18 protein-coding genes are annotated in these 21,120 nt (G+C 65.3%); 12 read left to right on the top strand and 6 right to left on the bottom strand.

What is annotated here, in order from left to right; all coding sequences use genetic code 11:
• The first annotated feature begins 53 nt into the window (after positions 1-53).
• Positions 54-221: a hypothetical protein gene (locus ACM43_RS38130; RefSeq protein WP_271503424.1), complete on the top strand. Its 168-nt coding sequence runs from the start codon at positions 54-56 to the stop codon at positions 219-221.
• Positions 218-2,770 (top strand): cation-translocating P-type ATPase, encoded by a 2,553-nt coding sequence (locus tag ACM43_RS38125; RefSeq protein ID WP_271547206.1) that lies wholly within the window; start codon positions 218-220, stop codon positions 2,768-2,770. Before ACM43_RS38130 ends, ACM43_RS38125 begins: the two co-directional genes overlap by 4 nt.
• Here ACM43_RS38125 and ACM43_RS38120 read toward each other — a convergent pair.
• The 3 genes from ACM43_RS38120 to ACM43_RS38110 all read right to left on the bottom strand — a co-directional run bounded on the left by ACM43_RS38120 (position 2,767) and on the right by ACM43_RS38110 (position 5,816).
• Positions 2,767-3,270 carry an MgtC/SapB family protein gene (locus tag ACM43_RS38120; protein WP_271547205.1) on the bottom strand — a complete coding sequence of 168 codons (504 nt, stop codon included), beginning with the start codon at positions 3,268-3,270 and terminating at the stop codon, positions 2,767-2,769. The two genes, ACM43_RS38125 and ACM43_RS38120, sit on opposite strands and share 4 nt — an antisense overlap.
• A gap of 10 nt (positions 3,271-3,280) precedes the next feature.
• Complete coding sequence (locus ACM43_RS38115) at positions 3,281-3,862, bottom strand: peroxidase-related enzyme (protein WP_271547204.1); 582 nt, start codon at positions 3,860-3,862, stop codon at positions 3,281-3,283.
• A gap of 214 nt (positions 3,863-4,076) precedes the next feature.
• On the bottom strand, positions 4,077-5,816 hold the full coding sequence (locus ACM43_RS38110) for an ATP-binding protein (RefSeq protein WP_271547203.1): 1,740 nt from the start codon (positions 5,814-5,816) through the stop codon (positions 4,077-4,079).
• Positions 5,817-6,184: 368 nt separating this feature from the next.
• Here ACM43_RS38110 and ACM43_RS38105 point away from each other — a divergent pair, with 368 nt between their 5' ends.
• On the top strand, positions 6,185-7,150 hold the full coding sequence (locus tag ACM43_RS38105; protein WP_271547202.1) for a catechol 2,3-dioxygenase: 966 nt from the start codon (positions 6,185-6,187) through the stop codon (positions 7,148-7,150).
• A 137-nt stretch (positions 7,151-7,287) separates the two neighbouring features.
• On the opposite strand, the gene ACM43_RS38100 is transcribed toward ACM43_RS38105, so the two are convergent.
• Both ACM43_RS38100 and ACM43_RS38095 read right to left on the bottom strand, forming a co-directional pair.
• The gene (locus ACM43_RS38100) at positions 7,288-10,812 is read right to left on the bottom strand and encodes a molybdopterin cofactor-binding domain-containing protein (RefSeq protein ID WP_271547201.1); all 3,525 of its coding nucleotides are present in this window, start codon (positions 10,810-10,812) and stop codon (positions 7,288-7,290) included.
• On the bottom strand, positions 10,812-11,294 hold the full coding sequence (locus ACM43_RS38095; RefSeq protein WP_157282298.1) for a (2Fe-2S)-binding protein: 483 nt from the start codon (positions 11,292-11,294) through the stop codon (positions 10,812-10,814). The genes ACM43_RS38100 and ACM43_RS38095 overlap by 1 nt, the downstream gene beginning before the upstream one ends.
• Positions 11,295-11,559: 265 nt before the next feature.
• Between ACM43_RS38095 and ACM43_RS38090 the strand changes: the two genes are divergently transcribed.
• The 9 genes from ACM43_RS38090 (at position 11,560) to ACM43_RS38050 (ending at position 20,332) form a co-directional block, all read left to right on the top strand.
• Positions 11,560-13,017, top strand: coding sequence for a 6-hydroxynicotinate reductase (locus ACM43_RS38090; RefSeq protein ID WP_271547280.1), 1,458 nt, complete (start codon positions 11,560-11,562; stop codon positions 13,015-13,017).
• Positions 13,014-13,910 (top strand): UPF0280 family protein, encoded by an 897-nt coding sequence (locus ACM43_RS38085; RefSeq protein ID WP_271547200.1) that lies wholly within the window; start codon positions 13,014-13,016, stop codon positions 13,908-13,910. Before ACM43_RS38090 ends, ACM43_RS38085 begins: the two co-directional genes overlap by 4 nt.
• Positions 13,911-13,925: 15 nt before the next feature.
• Complete coding sequence (locus ACM43_RS38080; RefSeq protein ID WP_025035619.1) at positions 13,926-14,510, top strand: amino acid synthesis family protein; 585 nt, start codon at positions 13,926-13,928, stop codon at positions 14,508-14,510.
• A gap of 32 nt (positions 14,511-14,542) precedes the next feature.
• Positions 14,543-15,745: an ABC transporter substrate-binding protein gene (locus ACM43_RS38075; RefSeq protein WP_157282295.1), complete on the top strand. Its 1,203-nt coding sequence runs from the start codon at positions 14,543-14,545 to the stop codon at positions 15,743-15,745.
• A gap of 164 nt (positions 15,746-15,909) precedes the next feature.
• Complete coding sequence (locus ACM43_RS38070) at positions 15,910-17,799, top strand: ABC transporter permease (RefSeq protein WP_057028848.1); 1,890 nt, start codon at positions 15,910-15,912, stop codon at positions 17,797-17,799.
• Positions 17,796-18,587, top strand: coding sequence for an ABC transporter ATP-binding protein (locus ACM43_RS38065; protein ID WP_271547199.1), 792 nt, complete (start codon positions 17,796-17,798; stop codon positions 18,585-18,587). Before ACM43_RS38070 ends, ACM43_RS38065 begins: the two co-directional genes overlap by 4 nt.
• Complete coding sequence (locus ACM43_RS38060) at positions 18,584-19,288, top strand: ABC transporter ATP-binding protein (protein ID WP_036034395.1); 705 nt, start codon at positions 18,584-18,586, stop codon at positions 19,286-19,288. The genes ACM43_RS38065 and ACM43_RS38060 overlap by 4 nt, the downstream gene beginning before the upstream one ends.
• Positions 19,289-19,312: 24 nt before the next feature.
• Positions 19,313-19,780, top strand: coding sequence for a MarR family winged helix-turn-helix transcriptional regulator (locus tag ACM43_RS38055; RefSeq protein ID WP_157282292.1), 468 nt, complete (start codon positions 19,313-19,315; stop codon positions 19,778-19,780).
• 162 nt (positions 19,781-19,942) lie between these two features.
• Complete coding sequence (locus tag ACM43_RS38050; RefSeq protein WP_271547279.1) at positions 19,943-20,332, top strand: hypothetical protein; 390 nt, start codon at positions 19,943-19,945, stop codon at positions 20,330-20,332.
• A 4-nt stretch (positions 20,333-20,336) separates the two neighbouring features.
• Here the strand turns inward: ACM43_RS38050 and ACM43_RS38045 are convergent, their stop codons facing one another.
• Entirely contained in the window at positions 20,337-21,038 is a 702-nt protein-coding gene (locus ACM43_RS38045) for a hypothetical protein (protein WP_271547198.1), read from the bottom strand.
• Between the last annotated feature and the right edge of the window lie 82 nt (positions 21,039-21,120).

The raw sequence follows: 21,120 nt of genomic DNA, 5'->3' as shown, positions 1-21,120 counted from the left end.
CCCGGGCTCCAAGTCAATGCAGATCTTGTCATGCAGACCTTGGAGGCACGGCCATGAGCGTCATCTTTCGCATTCTTTTCGTCCTCGCCGGCGCTATCACGGCGCTGTTCGTCGCGCGTGACGCGCTGAACTTCACCATCATCCAGACCTTCGTTGCCGTCCTGCTCGCCACCGCGATCGTCGGAGCCGGCAGCTTCTGGAGCCTGCGGCGGAAATCGTGAGCGAGGTGCAACGCGAAGGTGCGGTCGGCCTGAGCGAGACCGACGCCCGGGCGAGGCTCGCGGCAGACGGCCCCAACGAACTGCCTCGGCCGGAACGACGCAGTCCGCTGCGCATCGTGGTGGAAGTGCTGCGCGAGCCGATGCTCCTGCTGCTGCTCTGCGGCGGGCTGATCTACCTCGTGCTCGGCGATCTCAAGGAGGCGGTGATCCTGCTGGCTTTCGGGGCGATGTCCATCGTGATCACGGCGGTGCAGGAAACCCGGACCGAGCGCGTGCTGGAAGCCTTGCGCGACCTGACCAGCCCGCGGGCGCTGGTGGTGCGTGACGGTGCGCGCCGGCGAATTGCCGGCCGCGAGGTCGTGCAGGGCGATCTTCTCGTCCTCGGTGAAGGCGATCGCGTCCCCGCCGACGCTGCGCTCGTCGAAGCGCGGGACTTGCAGATCGACGAGTCCCTGCTGACCGGCGAGTCGGTGCCCGTCCGCAAGAAGACCGCCGACAAGATCAAAGTAGCCGCTCACCGGCCCGGCGGCGAGGATCAGCCATTCGTGTATTCCGGTTCGCTCGTCGTGCGCGGCGAGGGGCTGGCGCTGGTCGAGGCCACCGGGCCGCGCAGCGAGATCGGGAAGATCGGGCTGTCGCTTCGCGGCCTGCAGGCCGAGCCGCCGCGGCTTCAGCAACAGACCGCAAGGCTGGTGCGGCTTTGCTTTCTCGGCGGCGCCATCATCAGCCTGGCCGCGATTGTGCTCTACGGCGTCTCGCGCGGCGACTGGCTGCAGGCGCTGCTGGCAGGCGTCGCCATCGGCATGTCGATGCTTCCAGAAGAATTCAGCGTCGTGCTCACGGTGTTCATGGCAATGGGTGCGTGGCGGATTTCCCAGGCCCGCGTCCTGACGCGGCGAGCCGCGGCCATCGAGGTTCTCGGCTCAGCAACAGTCCTGTGTACCGACAAGACCGGAACGCTGACGCAGAACCAGATGTCGGTCGCCGAACTGCGCCTGCTGGACGGCGCGCGCCTGCGTGCGGAGGCGTCCGGATCGGATCAGGTCGGGCCCGAGTTCGCAGAGCTGGCGCGCTGCGGGGCGCTGGCAAGCTCTCCGGAGCCGTTCGATCCGATGGAGAAGGCGCTGCATGCGTTCGCGCGTGGTGTGCTGCGGGACGGCGACGCGACGGATAGCGGGCGGACGCTGGTGCGCACCTATGGTCTGCGCCCCGAGCTGCTCGCCATGACCCAGGCTTGGCGGACATCCGCGGCAGCGGAGCTCATTGCATGCGCCAAGGGCGCGCCGGAGGCGATTGCGCGCCTGTGCAGGCTGAACGAAGCCGATCGCGAGGCCGTGCAAGCTGCCGTCGGGGCCATGGCGAAGGACGGGCTTCGGGTGCTGGGGATGGCGGTTGCCGTTTGCGATGAGGCTTCCCTGCCGGCATCCCAGGAGGCTTTCGTATTTCGCTTCGTTGGGCTGGTCGGGCTTGCCGATCCGTTGCGGCCTCATGTCCCGGAGGCGGTTCGCGAGTGCCGTTCGGCCGGCATCCGCGTCGTCATGATCACGGGCGACTATCCGGCAACCGCCATGGCGATCGCCGCGCAAGCCGGGCTCGACGTCGATGAGGTCGCGACCGGGGAGCAGGTCAAGCTCGCTGACGACCGCGAGCTCGAGGCACTCGTCAGGAAGGTGAACGTTTTCGCGCGGGTTCTGCCGGAGCAGAAGCTGCGGATCGTCCAGGCGCTGAAGCGCAGCGGCGAGATCGTTGCGATGACGGGCGACGGCGTCAACGACGCGCCGTCGCTGAAGGCCGCCCATATCGGAATCGCGATGGGTGGTCGCGGCACCGACGTCGCTCGCGAGGCATCCTCGATCGTCCTGCTCGACGACGACTTCAGCTCCATCGTCGCATCCATCCGCCTCGGTCGCCGGATCTACGACAATCTGCGCAAGGCCATGGCCTTCATCTTTGCCGTCCACGTGCCGATCGCGGGTCTTGCGCTGCTTCCCCTCGTGTTCGGGCTGCCGCTGGTGCTCGGTCCGGTGCACATTGCCTTTCTCGAGCTGATCATCGATCCCGTCTGCTCGCTGGTGTTCGAGGCCGAGCGGGAGGAGCGCGACGTCATGAAGCGTCCGCCGCGGCATGCCGATGCGGAGCTGTTCTCGTGGCCCCTGATCGCCTGGAGCGTTCTGCAGGGCGCGATGGCCTTCGCCTTGATCGCCGTGATCTTCGTCGCAGCGCTTCGTTCCGGCCTTCCGCCCGAGGAGGCTCGCACCCTCGCATTCATTGCGCTCGTCGCCTGCGTCCTCGCGCTGGTGCTGGTCAATCGATCCTTCAGCGCATCGTTCCTGTCTGCCTTCTTCCGTCCGAACGCGGCCTTGCTCTGGATATTCCTCTTGATTGCGCTAGTTCTCGCCACAGCCTTGTTCTGGCCGCCGGCGTCCGGCCTGTTTCGCTTCGGTCCGCTGCATGTTGACGATTTGATGATCACGCTCGGCGCCGGACTATTGGTGCTCACGGAGCTCGAACTGCTGAAGCCGATTTGGGCGCGGCGGTTGCGATTTTAATCGCTCTCCCGCTGACCCGAGCTCGGCGAGGTCTCCGTCCGCTGCGGATCTTCCTTGCCGCCAAGCATGCGATGCAGCCGGCGCTCGAGGCGACGGCCAATCGTGAGCAGGACGAAGGCCAGCGCCAGGGCGACGACGACGACTCTCCACTGTCCGGCGCCGCAGACGATGCCGAGGCAGGCGGCAAGGAAAGTGCAGGCGGCGCTGGTGAGGCCTCGAACGCGAAACCCGGTGCTTTGGTGCACGATGACGCCGGCGCCGAGAAAGCCGATGCCGGTGAGGATGCCCTGGATGACACGGCTGGCGGCGTCGACGACCCTGGCCGGTTCGGCGAGCTGCAATGCGAGCAGAACCACGCTCGCGGTGGAGAGCCCGACGATGCCGAGCGTCTTCAGCCCGATCGGCTTGCCGTGCAGGTCGCGGTTGAGGCCGATCGCGCCGCCGGCAAGCGTGGCCGTGCCGAGGCGCAGCAGGATTTCGGGCCAATCGAGCTCGGTCATGGCGCCTCGATTACGTCTTCGGCAGGCGGCCCATCAGATAGAACTCCTCGTTCGGCCGCATGCCCGTGAAATTCGCCAGCCGGTTCGACAGAGCGAAGAAGGCGGAGATCGCGGCGATGTCCCAGATGTCGTCGTCGCTGAAGCCGTGGGGGCTAAGCGCGGCGAAATCGTCCTCGGAAACCCGCTGCGCGTCGGCTGAAACCTTCATGGCGAAATCGAGCATCGCCTTCTGCCGCGGCGTGATATCGGCCTTGCGGTAGTTGATCGCGACCTGGTCGGCAATCAGCGGGTTCTTGGCGCGGATGCGCAGGATCGCGCCATGGGCGATCACGCAGTACTGGCATTGGTTGGCCGCCGACGTCGCCACCACGATCATCTCGCGCTCGGCCTTGGTGAGGCCGCCGTCCTTCTCCATCAGCGCGTCGTGATAGGCGAAGAAGGCGCGGAACTCGTCAGGGCGGTAGGCCAGCGTCAGGAACACGTTCGGCACGAAGCCGCTCTTCTCCTGCACGGCAAGGAGGCGCGTGCGGATGTCGTCGGGCAGGGTTTCGAGGGCGGGGGCGGGAAAGCGTTGCGCGGCGGTCTTTGTCATGGGCATGGATTCCGGCTTTTAGGCGGGAACCATAGTCGATGCGGAAGGCGGGCTCAATCTGCCGGTCCGAAGTGGCCGCGACGAAGGTGTCAGGTGGGAACGACGTTCCATCCTCCGTCATTGCGAGCGCAGCGAAGCAATCCAGAATCCCCCGGCGGAAAGACTCCGGATTGCTTCGCTGCGCCCGCAATGACGATGTGGTTGGAGCGAGGCCTTACCGCAGCGGCTTCTTCAGCAGCGAGAAGCGGTCCGGGTCGAGGCCCATCGAGGGCTGCAGCATCGGGGCTTCGACGCTGGACATCGTCTTCGCGGGCGGTGCCGAGAACACGGGGTCGTTCGGCACGTCGCGCTGCGAGGTGGCGCCGCGCCAGCGTTCGAGCACGGCGCTGACGAAATGCATGTCGTGGCCGGAGGTGACGGAGGGCACGCTCGAGATGGTGGCCTCGCCGCGCGGCAATTGGTGCGGCGGCACCTCCTTGAAGCGCAAGCGGGTCGGCAGCGCCACGCCTTCGCCGAACGCCAGCACCTCGCGGGTGCCGAGCGACGGCACGAAGGAGAGCAGGTTCGCGGCGGCATCCGACACGGCGGCGCGCAGCAGTGCCTGGTCCCGGTCGTTGGCGAGGCGCATCGTGAACAGCGTGTTGCACTGGGAGATGATGGTGGCGTCGAGCTCGGCGGGGCGCTGGGTGATGAGGCCGAGATAGACGCCGTATTTGCGGCCTTCCTTGGCGATGCGCGATACCGCCTTGCGGGTCGGGCCGAAGCCGATGTTGCGGTCGGCGGAGGCGTAGCGGTGCGCCTCTTCGCAGACGAACAGCAGCGGCGAGACGCCGTCGCTCCACAGGCCGAAGTCGAAGGCCATGCGGCAGAGCACGGACACGACGGAATCGATCACCTCGGCCGGGAAGCCGGCGAGCTGCATCACCGTCATCGGCTTGCCGTTGGCGGGCAGGCGGAACAGATGGCTGATGACTTCGGCCATGGTGTCGCCGCCGACATTGGCGTTGTCGAACATGAAGGCGTAGCGAGGGTCGTTGCGCACCGCCTCGATGCGCGAGATCAGCTTGTGATAGATGATGCGCGAGGAGCGGTTCTCGAGCTTGCCCATGCGCTCATCGATCAGCGACAGCAGGTCGACCAGGCGATAGGGCACCGGCGTATCGACGGTGTAGCCGATCTGCTTGGGATCGATGCGCTTGAGGCCGATGCGGTCGGCGTTCTGGTACTGGGTGTAGACGCCTTTGGCGAGCGGGATCACTTCGGCGAGGATGTCGAGCTCTTCCGGCACGCCGGCGCGGCCGCCGAACAGCACGTCGACGATTTCCTCGAAGTTGAACAGCCAGAACGGCAGCTTCAGGTTCCGCGGGTTGAGCACCAGCGCGCGGTCGCCGAAGCAGCGGCCATACTCGTTGTGCACGTCGAGCAGGAAGATGCGCAGGTTTGGCCGCGCCTTCAGGATCTCGTTGAGCAGCAGCGAGACGCCGGTCGATTTACCGACGCCGGTCGATCCCAGCACGGCAAAATGCTTGGACAGCATTTCCTCGACGTCGACATAGGCGACGACCGAGCGGTCCTGCTGCAGGAAGCCGACATTGATCTGGTCCGAGCCGGTCGGCGCGTAGATCGTGCGCAGCTCCTGGCTCGTGATCAGGTCGACGGCATCGCCGATGGTCGGATAGTTGGTGACACCGCGCTGAAATTTGGCCTTGTCCGCGGCATTGAGAATCTCGCCGAGCAGGTCGACCGAGGCGATGGCGATGTAATTGTCCGAGCTCGACAGATTTTCGCAGGAGACCTCCGTGATCATCGCAACGATGACCGAGCTGGCGCAGCGAATGCTGACGAAACGGCCGACGGTGGCCCGCACCTCCGAGATCGGCATCCGGCTTTCCGCCAGAAGCCCAACCCGGGCGAGCGATCCGCGAACCGAAATCACGCGTCCAAAGGATGTCACGATGAATGAACCTGGCAAGAGCAAGGGGAGTTGCCCGGACTATGCGCGGCCGTCGCTGCACAAACGGTTAAACGCCGGACGCGCCGGCTCCGTTAAATCCGCGGTAATTCGGTCCGGAGCCTTGTCGCCAACGCCGGCTTAAGGACAGAATCACCCGGAAAATGCTGCATTCCGGGCCCTTCAGGTGAGATGGTCCTTAAGGAAGAGTTTACCATTCGGGCAGGCTGCCCGCTTCGTCCGGAGGACGGCGGTCAGGCGCCGATCGCCGCAAGGGACGTCGGTTGCTTTGTTGACTGGACCTAATGATTTGTACATTAGTACAAATGAGGCGCTGCGCAGAAAGCCCGGCGCTGCTCCAGGAGGATAACATGCAGCCCGAACCGATCCTCGATCTTGCCCATCTCGGCCACATGGAGCTGCTGACGCCGAAGCCCGACGAGAGCCTGAGGTTCTTCGTCGATGTGATGGGCATGACCGTCAGCGGCCAGAAGGGCGAGTCGGTCTACTTGCGCGGCTGGGACGATTACGAGCGCTATTCGCTCAAGCTCACGGCGTCGAAGACCTCGGGCATGGGCCACATGGCACTCCGTGCGCGCAGCCAGCAGGCGCTGGAGCGCCGTGTTGCGGCGCTAAAAGGATCCGGCTTCGATATCGGCTGGATCGACGGCGACATGGGGCAGGGGCCGACCTTCCGTTGCAGTGACCCCGATGGCCACATCGTCGAGCTCTATTACGAGACCGAATGGTATCAGGCGCCGCCCGAACTCAAGCCTGCGCTGAAGAACCAGGCGCAGCGCTTTCCCGCCCGCGGCGTCAATGTGCGCCGCCTCGACCATCTCAATTGTCTTGCCGTCGACATCAAGGCCAACCGCGAGTTCTTCGAGACCTATCTGGGCTGCCGCCTCACCGAGCAGATCGTGCTCAACGACGGCCGTGAAGCTGCGATGTGGCTGACGATGTCGAACAAGAGCTACGACTTTGCCTATTCGCTCGATCATTCGGGCGTGCCGGGCCGCTTCCACCACGTCACCTACGCGCTCGACAGCCGCGAGGAGATCCTGCGTGCCGCGGACATTTTTCTAGAGAACGGCGTGCACATCGAGACCGGCCCGCACAAGCACGCGATCCAGCAGACCTTCTTCCTCTATGTCTACGAGCCCGGCGGCAACCGCGTCGAAGTCGCCAATGCCGGCGCACGCCTCATCCTCGCGCCCGACTGGAAGCCGATCGTGTGGACCGAGGAGGAGCGCAAGAAAGGCCAGGCCTGGGGATTGAAGACGATCGAGTCGTTCCACACCCACGGCACGCCGCCGGTGGAGATGAAGCACGGATAGAGTATTCACGCAGTGTCATTCCGGGGCGACGCGAAGCGGCGAGCTATGATGCGCAATTGCGCATCTGAGAATCCATAACCCCGGCTGGTGGTTATGGATTCCAGGCTCCCTCGCCATGCTCGGGCCCCGGAATGACGTTAGTGAGTCGAACGTCGCACACGCGAGATCGTCTCGCGCACGCCGGTCCAGGCCGGCTGGTCCGGCGCGAACTGCTTGCGCAAAAACGTCACGAGCTCCTCGACCTGTGCATCGCTCATGCTGTTTCTGAACGCGGGCATGTAGCCGAGATCGCTGGAGACCGGGTCGGTAATGCCGTGCAGGATCACCTGCACGAGATTATCCGCCTTCGTGCTGTGAATGTTGCTGTTGAGCGCGAGCGACGGCCGGCTGCCGAACAGCGGCAGGCCGCCGACCTCGTGGCAGACGGCGCAGGCGCCCTGATAGAGGCGGGCGCCCGCGGAGGAGGCGACGGTCACTTGCGTTGCGCTCTCGAGCTTGGCGGCGAGCGCATCCGGCGCTGGTGTATCGGCCGTGTCGTTGAAGGAGTTCAGATAGACCGCCATCGCACGGATGTCCTGGTCGGGCAGAGCCTTGAGGTCGCGGATAACAGGCGCCATAGGTCCGGCGGCGACGCCGTGGTAACGCGACTGGCCGGTGCGCAAATAGGCGTAGAGCTCATCCTCGCTCCACGGGATCGGCGCGTGCGAGAGCGAGGTCAGCGCCGGCGCTTCCCAGCCTTCGGCGAAGCCGCCGGCAAGATAGGCGTTGCGTTGCTCGGCGCCGAGCGCGTTGCGGGGCGAATGACAGCCGCTGCAATGGCCGAGGCTCTCGACCAGATAGGCGCCGCGATTCCAGGCCTCGGACCTTGAGGGGTCCGACTTGAATTCGTGGGTCCGGTGGAACAGCGCGTTCCAGCCCGCCAGCAGCGGGCGCAGATTGAACGGGAAGGCGAGCGCATTCGCTGGCGTCGTCGCGCGCACCGCAGGCTGCGCCATCAGATAAGCGTAGAGCGCCTGCAGATCGGCGTCGCTGGTCTTTGCAAAATGCGTGTAGGGGAAGGCGGGATAGAGCTGGCGTCCGTCGCGATGCAAGCCGTCGCGCATCGCGCGCTCGAAGGCAGGGTAGGACCAGGCGCCGATCCCGGTCTCGACATCGGGCGTGATGTTGGTCGAATAGATCGTGCCGAATGGCGTCTCCAATGCGCGGCCGCCGGCGTTGAGCGCGCCGCCAATGCTGGTATGGCACTCCGCGCAATTGCCAAGCGCTGCAAGCTGCTCGCCGCGGGCGATGGTCGCTGCGGAATAGACCGATGCATCCGGACGGGTGATCGGCGCGATGGCCCGGCCGGGAAGGAGCGCCGCGCCGATGCCGATCGCGGCGGTACAGACGGCTGCGATCGTTGCGAAGATGCCAGCGCGCCTGGCGAACGGATTTTCCCAGATACGCGATTGAGGCGCGGCTGCCGGCGCAGGCAGGCACTGCGGTGTCGCCGATGTCTCGCCGCGCAGCCCCTTGAGGATGCGCTCAGGCGTGAACGGCGGCTCGCGAAAGCGCACGCCAGTGGCATCGAAGATGGCATTCGCAATCGCCGCCGCACTCGGCACCGAAGCAGACTCGCCGACGCCGAGCGGCGGCTGGTCCTGCCGCGGCAGCATCAAGACGTCGATCTTTGGCACGTCGGGGAACGGGATGATGGGGTAGGCGCCCCATTCGCGCGCGGCCACAGTGCCGCGCTCGAACGACACCTCTTCCATCAGCGCGCGGCTGGTGGATTGGATGACGTTGCCCTGGATCTGGTGGCGCACGCCGTCCGGGTTGATCATCAACCCGGAATCCTGCCCCGCGACGACGCGCGTCACACTGACATCGCCGGTCGTCTTGTTCACCGCGACGTCGGCAACCCAGGCCGACCACGCCGCGCCATAGCCGGGAAACTTGCTGTGGACATAGAGCGCATAGGCAAAGCCGCGGCCGTGCACGACCTCGCCGTCCTTCTCCTCGCGAACGGGGCGGGGCGTCCAGCCCGCGCGCTCGGCCACCGCATTGACCAGATCGACCGCGCGCTGGTCTTTCAGATAGCGAAGACGATACTCGATCGGATCGACGCCGGCTTCGCTCGCGGCCTCGTCGATATAGGATTCATGCGCAAAAGTGTTCGGCAATGCCGAGACGCCGCGGAACCAGGAGGCCCGCACGATCGGCGGCGTGTCGTGGGCGACGACGCGCATGTGCTCGTAATCGTAGGGCGGGATCGCGGTGCGGTCGCCCATCTGGAGCACGGTGGGCTCGGGGGAGATGCGACCGGTCAGCAGCAGCGCCAGCGTCGGAGCGGCGTTCGAGGGGTAGCGCGTGGCGAGATCGTAAGCGGCGATGCTGCCGTCAGCGTCGAGGCCGCCATTGACGTCGATGAGCTGCGCGGTGCCTTTGGGCTCCCAGGCGTGCTCCTGCTCGCGCGTTAATTGCACGCGGACGGGACGGCCGACGGCGCGCGACAGCAGGAGCGCATCGGCGGAGACGTCGTCGGCGCAGTTGCGACCGTAGCAGCCGGCGGCCTCAAGCCGGATAACCTCGATCTCGCTCTCGGGGCGCTCGATCAGCAGCGCGAGGTCGCTGCGCAGCACGTGCGGGTTCTGCGTGCCCGACCAGACGCGGATGTTGCCGTCCTGGACGTCGGCGACGGCGCAGGAGGGGCCGATCGAGGCGTGCATCTGATACGGCCAGACGTAAGTGCGCTGCATCGGCTTGGCCGCGCTCGATATCGCCTTGTCGACCTCGCCCTTGTCGATCAGCGTGCGCGGCGTCGAGGGATTGGCGCGCAGGGCGGTCTCGACATCGCCAAGATCGGCAAGCGTCGGCGTCGGCTTCCAGCTCACCTTGAGCTGCTCTGCCGCACGGATCGCATTCTCCTCGCGCTCGGCGACGACGCCGACGAAATCGCCGATCCGCACGACGGCGATAAGGCCGGGAATGTCGCGCAGGGAGGATTCGTCGACCGCAATGAGGCTGGTGCCGACGAACGGTCCGGCATCGACGCCGGCATAGGGAGGCCGCACCATGCGGCCATGCACCATCCCTGATACTCGGATGTCGTGCACGAAAGTCAGCTCGCCCGTGGCTTTAGCAGGTAGATCGACGCGCGGCACCGACTGGCCGACGATGGCGTAATCGCCGACCGGCTTGACCTGCACGTCATCGGCCAGCTCGAGGCGGATCGCCTCGTCGCCAATGAGCTCGCCATAGCTGATGCTGCGGTTGTCGTGGCCGCGAACGAGTCCGTCCTCGATCTTGAGCTCGGCTTCGGGCAAATCCAGGCGTTCCGCGGCGCGCGCGATCAGAAAGTGCCGCGCTTGCGCCGCGGCCTTCCGCAGCGGCACGGCGGTGATCTGGATGGTTTCGCTCGCGATCGTCGCGCCCTGGTTCGGCACCAATGCCGTGTCGCCGAGCACGACGACGACGCGCGCAAAGGAGACGTCGAGCTCTTCGGCGACGATCTGGCCCAGCGCAGTGCGGATGCCGGTGCCGAGATCGACATGGCCGTTATAGGCCGTGACCGAACCGTCCGCGGTGATGCGGACGAAGGTCTCCGACGTGACCTCGTCCACGCTGCGGGCGACGATGAGCGACCCCCCGCGCTCAGCTCCGTTCGAAACAAAGGAGGCCATCAGTCTGCGGCCTCGGTGAGTTGGCCCGATGCGCGCATCACCGCGCGGAGGATCTCGACATGCGTCCCGCAGCGGCAGAGATTGTAGCGCAGCGCCGCCAGAGCCTCCTGCTCGGTCGGCCGCGGGTTGATCGCGAGCAACGCCTTGGTGGTCATGATCATGCCGTTGAGACAATAGCCGCATTGTGCGGCCTGCTCGTCGATGAAGGCCTGTTGCACGACGTCGGGCTTGTCGCTTGTGCCGAGGCCTTCGAGCGTCACGATGTCGCGCCCGGCGCAGCCGCTCACCGGAATCACGCAGGAGCGTGCCGCCAGTCCGTCGATCAGGACAGTACAGGTGCCGCATTCCCCCAAGCCGCAGCCGTATTTCGGGCCGTTCAGCGCGAGATCATTGCGCAGCACGTAGAGCAGCGGCGTGTCGCGCGCTGCCGTGACCTCGTGGATCCTGCCGTTCACGGTGAGGCGGATCGGTGTCTGCGTCATCCTCGTTCCCAAGCCCAAGACGATATCCAAGATCATGCAATCGCGAAAATCGGACGCCGCGACGATACCGTTTGTACACAAACGTGCAAGCCGTGCATGCCGCACTGCAGCGCGACTGCCTTCTTTGTGGACAGAGCGGATAGGCAAATGAGGTTTTATGCGGCAGTGGCATCTTTTGCGCTGCACCGCCGCTTGACAGCCCCGGGGCAGCGCGCGCAACATCGTTCGTATACGAATGATAACTGCGATGTCCGCCGGCTCCGACATGGTGACAGAAACGACGAGCGCCGTCATCGACAAGATCCGCTGCGATGCTTGTCCGGTGATGTGCTACATCAAGCCGGGCGCGGCGGGGGCCTGCGATCGCTATGCCAATCACGACGGCAAGCTGGTCCGCGTCGATCCGCACGTCATCCTGGAGCGCACCGTCTCTCATGGCGGCAAGCTCGTCCCGTTCAGCCGCACCGAGGACTGGGACGGCAAGATCGTCCATGAGCCCTCGACTTTCGTGACGGCGATCGGCGCAGGCACGACCTATCCCGACTACAAGCCGGCGCCGTTCATCGTCTCTGCGGAGGTCGACGGCGTCGACATGGTCACTGTCGTCACCGAGGGCATCTTCTCCTATTGCGGCATCAAGGTGAAGATCGATACCGACCGCTATCTCGGCCCGGAGACCGCGACCGTGCGCGCGCAGGGCGAGGCGGTCGGCCACGTCACGACCAGCGAATACGGCTCGCAGATGCTCTCGCTCGGCGGCGTGCATCATCTCACCGGCGGCTCCAAGAAGGAGGGCCGCGTCACCTGCGACACGCTCATGGACCTCGCCAATTGCAAGGCGGTCGAGTTCACCATCGACGGCGGCGCCACCGTGGTGGTGCAGGCCGGGCAGCCGCCGATCGTCAACGGCGTGAAGGAAGAGCGCATGCGCGTCGGCTGCGGCTCGGCGACGATCGGCATGTTCGCCAAGCAATGGCACGGCAAGGTGGACGAAGTCGTCGTGGTCGACGACCACATCACCGGCGTGCTCTCGGAGCATCAGGCCGGCAAGCTGCTCGACATCGCCGACACCGGCATCAAGATGAAGGGGCGGCGCTCGACGCCGGGCCGCTATTTCCAGGTCGCCGATCCCGGCACCGGCTGGGGCGGCACCAACATCTCCGATCCGCTGGCGATCCTCGGCCCGTTCGATCCCAAGGAAGCCAAGCCCGGCCTGACCATGCTGATGGTCTCCACCACCGGCGAGCATTCGTCCTATTACGTGCTCGATGAGGCCTTGAAGCCGGTCGAGACCGAGATGCCGGACGATTTGAAGTTTTCGGTCGAGCGCATCCAGGAAAATTGCGAGCCCGCCTTGTGCACGGTGTTGTTCATGGCGGGCGCGGGCGGTTCACTGCGGGCTGGCGTCACCGACAATCCCGTGCGTTTGACTCGCTCGGTGAAGGACGCGCTGACGCGCGTCACCAGCGGCGGCGCGCCGGTCTATGTCTGGCCCGGCGGCGGCATCACTTATATGGTCGATGTGACGCAGATGCCGTCAGGCGCGTTCGGCTATGTGCCGACACCGGCCCTGGTCGCGCCGATCGAGTTCACGATGAAGCTGTCCGATTATGCCGCGCTTGGCGGACACATGGATTATGTGAAGCCGCTCTCCGAGGTGCAGAGCGGCGACGATGTCCGCCAATTGCCCTGGCAGAACCCGATTCCGGGGCCTCGCACATGATCAGGCGCCCGCAAATCGCATTGCTGTCTGATGGCCGGCGGCTGCATTTGCAGGATGGACCGATCGATCTGATCGTGGAGGCGAGGGGACGTACGGATGCGGTGCGGGTCGCCTATGAGGCTGCGGCGCTGCGGTTCACCGGATTGCTCGACGAGCTTTGCGCGGAATTGCCAGGGCTGCGTACGGCGGTCGGGGAGAAGACCTCGCTGAAGGGCGTTGTCGCCCGCCGCATGCACGCTGCTGTCGCGCCTTATGCCGCCGATTGCTTCATCACACCGATGGCGGCCGTTGCCGGCGGCGTCGCGGAGGAGATTCTGGCCGCGATGCTGCGCGCTGCACCGCTCGATCGGATTTACGTCAACAATGGCGGCGATATCGCGCTGCATCTCGGTGTGGGCGAGCATTTTTCGGTCGGCCTGATGGATCGTCCCGACCACGACGGCGTGATGCGGAGGATGCGGATCGATGCGAACGATCCGGTGCGGGGCGTCGCGACCAGCGGTCGGCACGGCCGCAGCTTTTCGCTCGGGATCGCCGATGCCGTGACCGTGCTGGCCGCAACCGCTTCGCAGGCCGATGCGGCCGCGACCGTGATCGCCAATGCCGTCGATCTGCCCGGGCATCCCGCAATCATCCGACAGCCTGCGAATGAGGTTCAGCCCGACAGCGATCTGGGCGCGCGCCTCGTGACGCGCGGTGTCGGCGAGCTGTCTCACGATGAGATCGCCGCCGCGCTTGAATCTGGCGCGGAATGTGCACGGCAATTGTTCGGTCGCGGACTGATCGAAGGTGCCGTGCTGCGGCTTTGTGGTGATATGCTTGTCATCGGAACAAAGGATATAGAAGAGCAACGATCGCGCCCGCGTGTGCTGGAGAACGCGGTCCATGCCTGAACAGGGAAGCGAAACATGAGCGCGATCATCCGCAAGATCGTCACCGTCGTCGAAGAGACGCAGATGGAGATGGGACGCCAGGTGTCGCCGCCGACCCGGCGTGCCGCCGCGATCGCCGTGATCGAGAATCCTTTCGCCGGAAAATATGTCGAGGATCTTTCGCCGCTGATCGCGATCGGCGAGGAGCTGGGCGAGCTCCTGTCGAAGCGCGCGGTGGCGGCGCTCGGCATCGATGGTGCCAAGGCACACAGCTACGGCAAGGCCGCGGCCGTCGGCGAGAACGGCGAGCTGGAGCATGCCGCCGCAATCCTCCACCCCAAGATGGGCGCGCCGGTGCGTAAAGTTCTGGGCAAAGGCGCGGCGCTGATTCCCTCCTCGAAGAAGCGCAGCGGTCCGGGCACGACGCTGGACATTCCGCTCGGGCACAAGGACGCGGCCTTCGTGCGCAGTCATTTCGACGGCATGGAAGTGCAGATCAACGACGCGCCGCGTGCCAACGAGATCATGGTCGCGGTCGCCGTCACCGACAGCGGCCGTCCGCTGCCGCGCGTCGGCGGGCTGACGGTTGCGGAGATCAAGGGCGAAGACGGTCTGAGATAGAAGTCGTAGGCGAGTTCAAACTGGAGGTTGGGATGCGAGCAAGAAATACTATCGTCGGCGCGGCCTTCGCGCTTCTGGCAGGCGGCATGGCTCATTCGGCCCTGGCGCAGGACATCAAGATCGGCGAGATCAACAGCTATTCGCTGCTGCCGGCATTCACCGAGCCCTATCGCAAGGGCTGGCAGCTTGCGGTCGAGGAAGTCAACGCGGCCGGCGGCATCAACGGCAAGAAGCTCGTCGTCATCTCCAAAGACGACGGCGGCAAGCCCGCGGACGCGCAGACCGCGGCCAACGAGCTCGTCTCGAGCGAGGGCGTCGCGATGCTCGCCGGCACCTTCCTGTCGAACATCGGTCTCGCGGTCTCTGACTTCGCCAACCAGAAGAAGGTGTTCTTCCTCGCGGCCGAGCCGCTCACGGACGCCATCACCTGGTCCAAGGGCAACAAGTACACGTTCCGCCTGCGTCCCTCCAACTACATGCAGGCGGCGATGCTGGTGGAAGCTGCCAGCAAGCTGCCGGCGAAACGCTGGGCGACGATTGCGCCGAACTACGAATATGGCCAGTCGGCGGTCGCGGTGTTCAAGAAGCTGATGTCGGAGAAGCGCCCCGACATCCAATGGGTCGACGAGCAATGGCCGCCGCAGGGCAAGATCGACGCCGGCCCGGTGGTGCAGGCGGTTGCCGCGGCAAATCCGGAAGCGATCCTCAACGTCACGTTCGGGGCCGACCTTGTCAAGCTCGTGCGCGAAGGCAATACCCGCGGCCTGTTCAAAGGACGCGAGGTTGTTTCCTTCCTGACCGGCGAGCCGGAATATCTCGACCCGCTCAAGGACGAGACGCCCGAGGGCTGGATCGTCACCGGCTATCCCTGGTACTCGATCAAGACGCCCGAGCATGATGCGTTCCTGAAGGCTTACCAGGCCAAGTACAACGATTATCCGCGTCTCGGCTCGATCGTCGGCTATCAGACGATCAAGGCGGCAGCGGCGATCCTTGCCAAGGCAGGCTCGACCGATCCGGAGAAGATGATCGCGGCGGCGGAGGGGCTGTCGATGCCCTCGCCGTTCGGCGAGATCACCTTCCGCAAGATCGACCACCAGTCGACGCTCGGTGCCTTCGTCGGCAAGACCGCCCTGAAGGACGGCAAGGGCGTGATGGTGGATTCGTCCTACAAGAAGGGCGCGGACTATCTGCCGAGCGATGCCGAAGTCGCGAAGCTGCGGCCGAAGGATTGAGTTCTTTCTCCCTCGCCCCGCTCTTCGCGGGGAGAGGGCTGGGGTGAGGGGCTCTCTCCACGCCCCGCGCTGGTGGAGAGAGCCCCTCACCCGAATTGCTCCGCAATTCGACCTCTCCCCGCAAGAGCGGGGAGAGGTGACTTCAAACCTAACCCGGACCGAAGATGGCCTTTTACGTCGTACAGTTTCTGACCGGTCTCGCCAGCGCAGCGTCGCTGTTCCTGGTGGCCTCGGGCCTGTCGATCATCTTCGGCGTGACCCGGATCGTGAATTTCGCGCATGGCGCCTTCTACATGATCGGCGCCTACATCGCCTTCACGTTGACCGAGCGCCTGTCCGGCGCGTTCGGCTTCTGGGGCGGCATCGTGCTGGCAGCGTTCGCGGTGGCGCTGATCGGCGTCATCGTCGAGATGGTGCTGCTCCGCCGCATCTATCATGCGCCCGAGCTGTTTCAGCTGCTCGCGACGTTCGGCCTGACCTTGATGGTCGAGGATCTCGTCGTGCTGATCTGGGGGCCCGACGATCTCGTCGGCCGCCGCGCGCCGGGCTTCAGGGGCGCGATCGACTTTTTCGGCCAGAACATTCCGAGCTACGATCTGTTCCTGATCGTCCTCGGTCCCGTCGTGCTCGGCATTCTCTGGCTGCTGTTCCAGCGCACGCGCTGGGGCGTCTTGGTGCGCGCGGCGACGCAGGACCGCGACATGGTGGCTGCGCTCGGCGTCAACCAAAAGTGGCTGTTCACGAGCGTGTTCGCCGTCGGCGTCTTCCTCGCAGCGCTCGGCGGCGCGCTCCAGATCCCGCGCGATGCCGTGCACCACGCGATGGATCTGCGGATCATCGTCGAGGTCTTCGTCGTGGTCGTGATCGGCGGCCTCGGCAGCATCGTCGGCGCTTTCGTCGCGGCGGTGCTGGTCTCCGAGCTGAATGCCTTCGGCATCCTGATCTTTCCGAAGATCTCCATCATCCTGGTCTTCCTGGTGATGGCGGTGGTGCTGATCGTGCGTCCCTGGGGCCTGTTCGGCAAGCCGGAGGCGGCCGCGCGCAAGACGCCGGGCCTCACCGTCAATCCCTGGCGTCCGCTGACGTCGAACGAGCGGCTGATGGCGCTTGCGGCGCTGATCGTCGCAGCGATGCTGCCGCTGTTCGCCGGCAATTATCTGCTGACCGTGGGCTCGGAGATCGCGATCTTCGTGATCTTCGCCGTCAGCCTGCACTTCCTGATGTCGGTCGGCGGCCTCGCATCGTTCGGGCACGCCGCCTATTTCGGGCTCGGCGCCTATGGCATCGCCTTCCTCGCCAAGATGGCGGGACTGCCGATGATCGTCTGCCTGCTGCTCGGGCCGCTGCTCGGCTGCATGGGCGCGGCCGTGTTCGGCTTCTTCGCGGTGCAGCTCTCCGGCGTCTATTTCGCGATGCTGACGCTCGCCTTCGCGCAGATCGTCTGGTCGATCGCGTTCCAGTGGGTGGACGTGACCGGCGGCGACAACGGCATTCTCGGCCTCTGGCCATCGAGCTGGGCGGCAAGTCCGTCGCGCTTCTATTGGCTTTCGCTCGGCGTCGCGGCGCTGGTGACCGTCGCGCTGCGGGCCATGGTGTTCTCGCCGTTCGGCTACGCGCTTCGTGCGACGCGCGACTCGGTTCTGCGCAGTGAAGCCATCGGCATCGATGCCAAGCGCATCCAGTGGACCGCGTTCGTGATCGCCGGCACGACCGCCGGCATCGGCGGCGCCTTGTTCGCCTACCTGAAGGGAAGCGTCTTCCCCGACAATCTCGGCATTTCGCTCTCGGTCGACGCGCTGGTCATGGTGCTGCTCGGCGGCGTCGAGACGGTCTCGGGCGCGGTGATCGGCGCCATCGTCTACAAGGCTTTGAACATCTGGCTGGTGAGCCAGACCGATCTGTCGAAGCTCGTGCTCGGCGGCTTTATCATGCTGATCGTCGTCGTCTTCCCCAAGGGCATCGTCGGCACGCTGGAGATGCTGGCGCAGCGCCGCAAGAAAGCATCGCCGCCGGGATCACCTTTGCTCGCCAAGCCGATCGAGTCTGCCGAATGAGCGTCGCACCTCCACTTCTCGCGGTCGAAGGCCTGACCAAATCCTATGGCGGCATCCATGCCGTGCGCGGCGTCTCGTTCTCGTTGCGGGCCGGCGAGATCCTGGCGCTGATCGGGCCGAACGGCGCGGGAAAGAGCACCTGCTTCGACATGCTGAACGGCCAGAACATACCTGACAGCGGGCACGTTCGCCTCCTCGGCGAGGAAATTACGGGCCGGAAGCCGCGTGAGGTCTGGCGGCTCGGGGTCGGACGCACATTCCAGATCACCGCGACCTTCGCCACCATGACCGTGCGCGAGAACGTGCAGGTTGCGCTGATCTCGCACGGCAAGCAGCTGTTCAACCTATTCGGCTCGGCGCCGAAGTTCGACCGCGCCGAGGCCGGCCGCCTGCTCGAGCTGGTCGGCATGGGCGGCTATGCGGACCGGCCCTGCGGCGAGCTTGCCTATGGCGATCTCAAGCGGCTCGAGCTTGCGGTTGCGCTCGCCAACCAGCCCAAGCTGCTGCTGATGGACGAGCCGACGGCCGGAATGGCACCGCGGGAGCGCGTCGAATTGATGCGGCTGACCGCGCGCATTGCCCGGGAAAAATCCATCGGCGTGCTCTTCACCGAGCACGACATGGACGTGGTGTTCGAGCATGCCGACCGCATCCTCGTGCTCAACCGCGGGACGTTGATCGCGGAGGGCTCGCCGGCGGACGTGCGCGGCAATCCCCAGGTTCAGGCGGTCTATCTCGGCGAGGGCCTGGTCTACGATTCCCGCCACCGCGAGGGAGCCTCCACATGAAGCTCACGGTGCAGGACCTCAACAGCCATTATGGTCCGGCGCATATCCTGTTCGACATCGGCTTCGAGGTCGGCGAGGGCGAGGTCGTGGCACTGCTGGGACGCAACGGCGCCGGCAAGTCGACGACGTTCCGCTCGATCGTCGGGCTCGTCGCGCAGCGCTCCGGCCGCATCACGTTCGAGGGCAAGGACGTCTCGTCGAAGCCGACGCACGAGATCGTGCGCGGTGGCCTCGGCTACGTGCCGGAGGAGCGGCGCATCTTCACGGACCTGACCGTCGAGGAAAACCTCGAAGTCGGCCGCCAGCCGAAGCGTCCGAACGCGCCGCACTGGACGCGCGAAAAGCTGTTCGCGCTGTTTCCAAACCTCGGCGAGATGAAGAACCGCCCGGGCGGACGCATGAGCGGCGGCGAGCAACAGATGCTCACCATCGCGCGCACGCTGATGGGCAATCCCTCGCTGGTGCTGCTGGACGAGCCGTCGGAGGGCCTGTCGCCGAAGATCGTGGAGCAGATGGTTGATGCCATCCTGACCATGAAGAAGGAAGGCGTCAGCATCGTCGTCTCCGAGCAGAATCTGCATTTCGCGCGGCTGATTTCGGATCGCGCCTACATCATCGAGCGCGGCCGCATCTGCTTCGGCGGCACCATGGCCGAGCTCGACGCGCGCCCGGATATCCGCGACGCGCATCTGTCGTTGTGAGGCAAGGGGAAGGGCGGGAGACGGATGGCGAGAAGCGTCGCGGCAAAGAAGAGCGTCAAACCGGCCAAAGCGCTTAACAAGCCGCCTTACGTGCTCGACGAACAGGTCGGCTTCATCCTGCGCCAGGTCTGGCAGCGCCACAGCTCGATCTTCGCCCGCGACATCGGCACCAACCTAACGCCGACGCAATGGGCGGCGCTGTCGAAACTGGCCGAGACCGGCCCGTGCTCGCAGAACCAGCTCGGGCGCCTGACGGCGATGGACGTCGCGACCATCAAGGGCGTGATCGATCGTCTCACCGCGCGCGGCCTCACCGAGACGAGCCAGGATCCCGAGGACGGCCGCCGGCTGCTGGTGAGCCTGACCCGCGCCGGACAGCAGCTTGCCGAAAAACTCGCGCCGAACGCGCTGGCGATCACCCGCGAGACGCTGGCGCCGCTCGAGGCGAAAGAGCGCGAGACGCTGATGATGCTGCTGAACAAGCTCAGGTAAAGGTTTCGTAGGGCGGGCAAAGCGAAGCGTGCCCGCCATCCTTTCTCGAGTCGCAAAAATCGTGGGCACGGCACTTCGCGCCTTTTGCACACCCTACGGCAGTTGAACAAGGTGCAGGAACTGGCGACTAACCTTGATGAAGGGTTTATCGAGGTTTTGGTCATGAGAGTTGCGACGCGCTTTGCGGTTGTCTTGAGTCTTGGTGTCGTGCTCGCCGGCCAATGCGTTCCCGCCTTGGCGGCGCAGCCTTACGAAGGCTTCTGGGCCTCGACCAAAAAGGACTGTCGCGACGAGGATAGTCCCAACCGCATGAGCATCGAGGGCGGCAATCGCCTGTACTGGTACGAGACGCGGTGCCGCGCCAGCGAGATCACGGCCGACGGAAGGCTCGGCTGGAAAATGAAGCTGGCCTGTGAAGGCGAGGGCGAAAAATTTCGCTCCAATCCTCGCGTCTCTGTCGCGGCGGATGGCAGGCTGGTGATGGACAACGGGCCGGTTGGGCGGGCCAAGCGCCAGACCTATGTGCGCTGTGAGATCGCGAAGAAGCGCTGATCTCTTACGTCCTTCCCGGCCATTTGGCGCGATAGCGGATCTCGCTGCCGTCACCAAGCCGCCGCCACGTTCCGAATTCCGGCGTATGCGGCGCCCGGGCCGTCAAATCGATCGGATAGATCCGGCTCGGCTGGCCCTGGATGTTGATGGCGAGCTGCCGGTGCGAGGTTCGAAACGCCAGCTCGACTTCGCCGGCGATAACGGCTTGGTCGCCGTCGCGATAGAATGCGGCCGGACTGACTTCGCCCGGCATGGTGTTGATGTCGGTTTGCAATTCGATGGTGATGCCCTGCGCCGATGTCGGCACTGTAACCCCTGCCGGAAAGCGCACCTCGAACACGAGCAGGGGATTGGCGCCGTTGCGGTTGAGCCAGGGCGTTGCGGTCGCGTATGCGTACGCAATGTAGGCGCCGAGGCCGGCGGTGCAGAGCAGGGCGACGATGCCGAGCGACTTCAAGCTGTTCCGCGCGACGCCGCCGATGCCTGCGTCCTGCCCTGAATCTTTGCCTGGACGCGTCACGAGCCAATTGGCGAGGACCGCGCCGGCGATTGCGCCCGTGGGTGAGTAGACGAACAGTCCCAGCAGACCCGATGTGATCGGGTCCGCACGGTTGCCGAAATCGAGCAGAGAAAACAGCACAAAGATCGCGATATAGCCCGCCACCGCGCCAGCGACGCCCACGGCTATCCGTGATGGGTCCTTCATGTCTGCCTCGATGGTCGAACAATGAACTGCCGCCGCCGAGGGCTGCCTGCGTTAGACGCAACAGGCTTGCGACTTGTTCAAT

The sequence above is a fragment of the Bradyrhizobium sp. CCBAU 45321 genome (assembly GCF_028128975.1).
Classification (GTDB): Bacteria; Pseudomonadota; Alphaproteobacteria; order Rhizobiales; family Xanthobacteraceae; genus Bradyrhizobium; species Bradyrhizobium yuanmingense.
The sequence above is the reverse complement of the archived record's forward strand: the minus strand, read 5'-3'. Positions and strand labels throughout refer to the sequence as shown.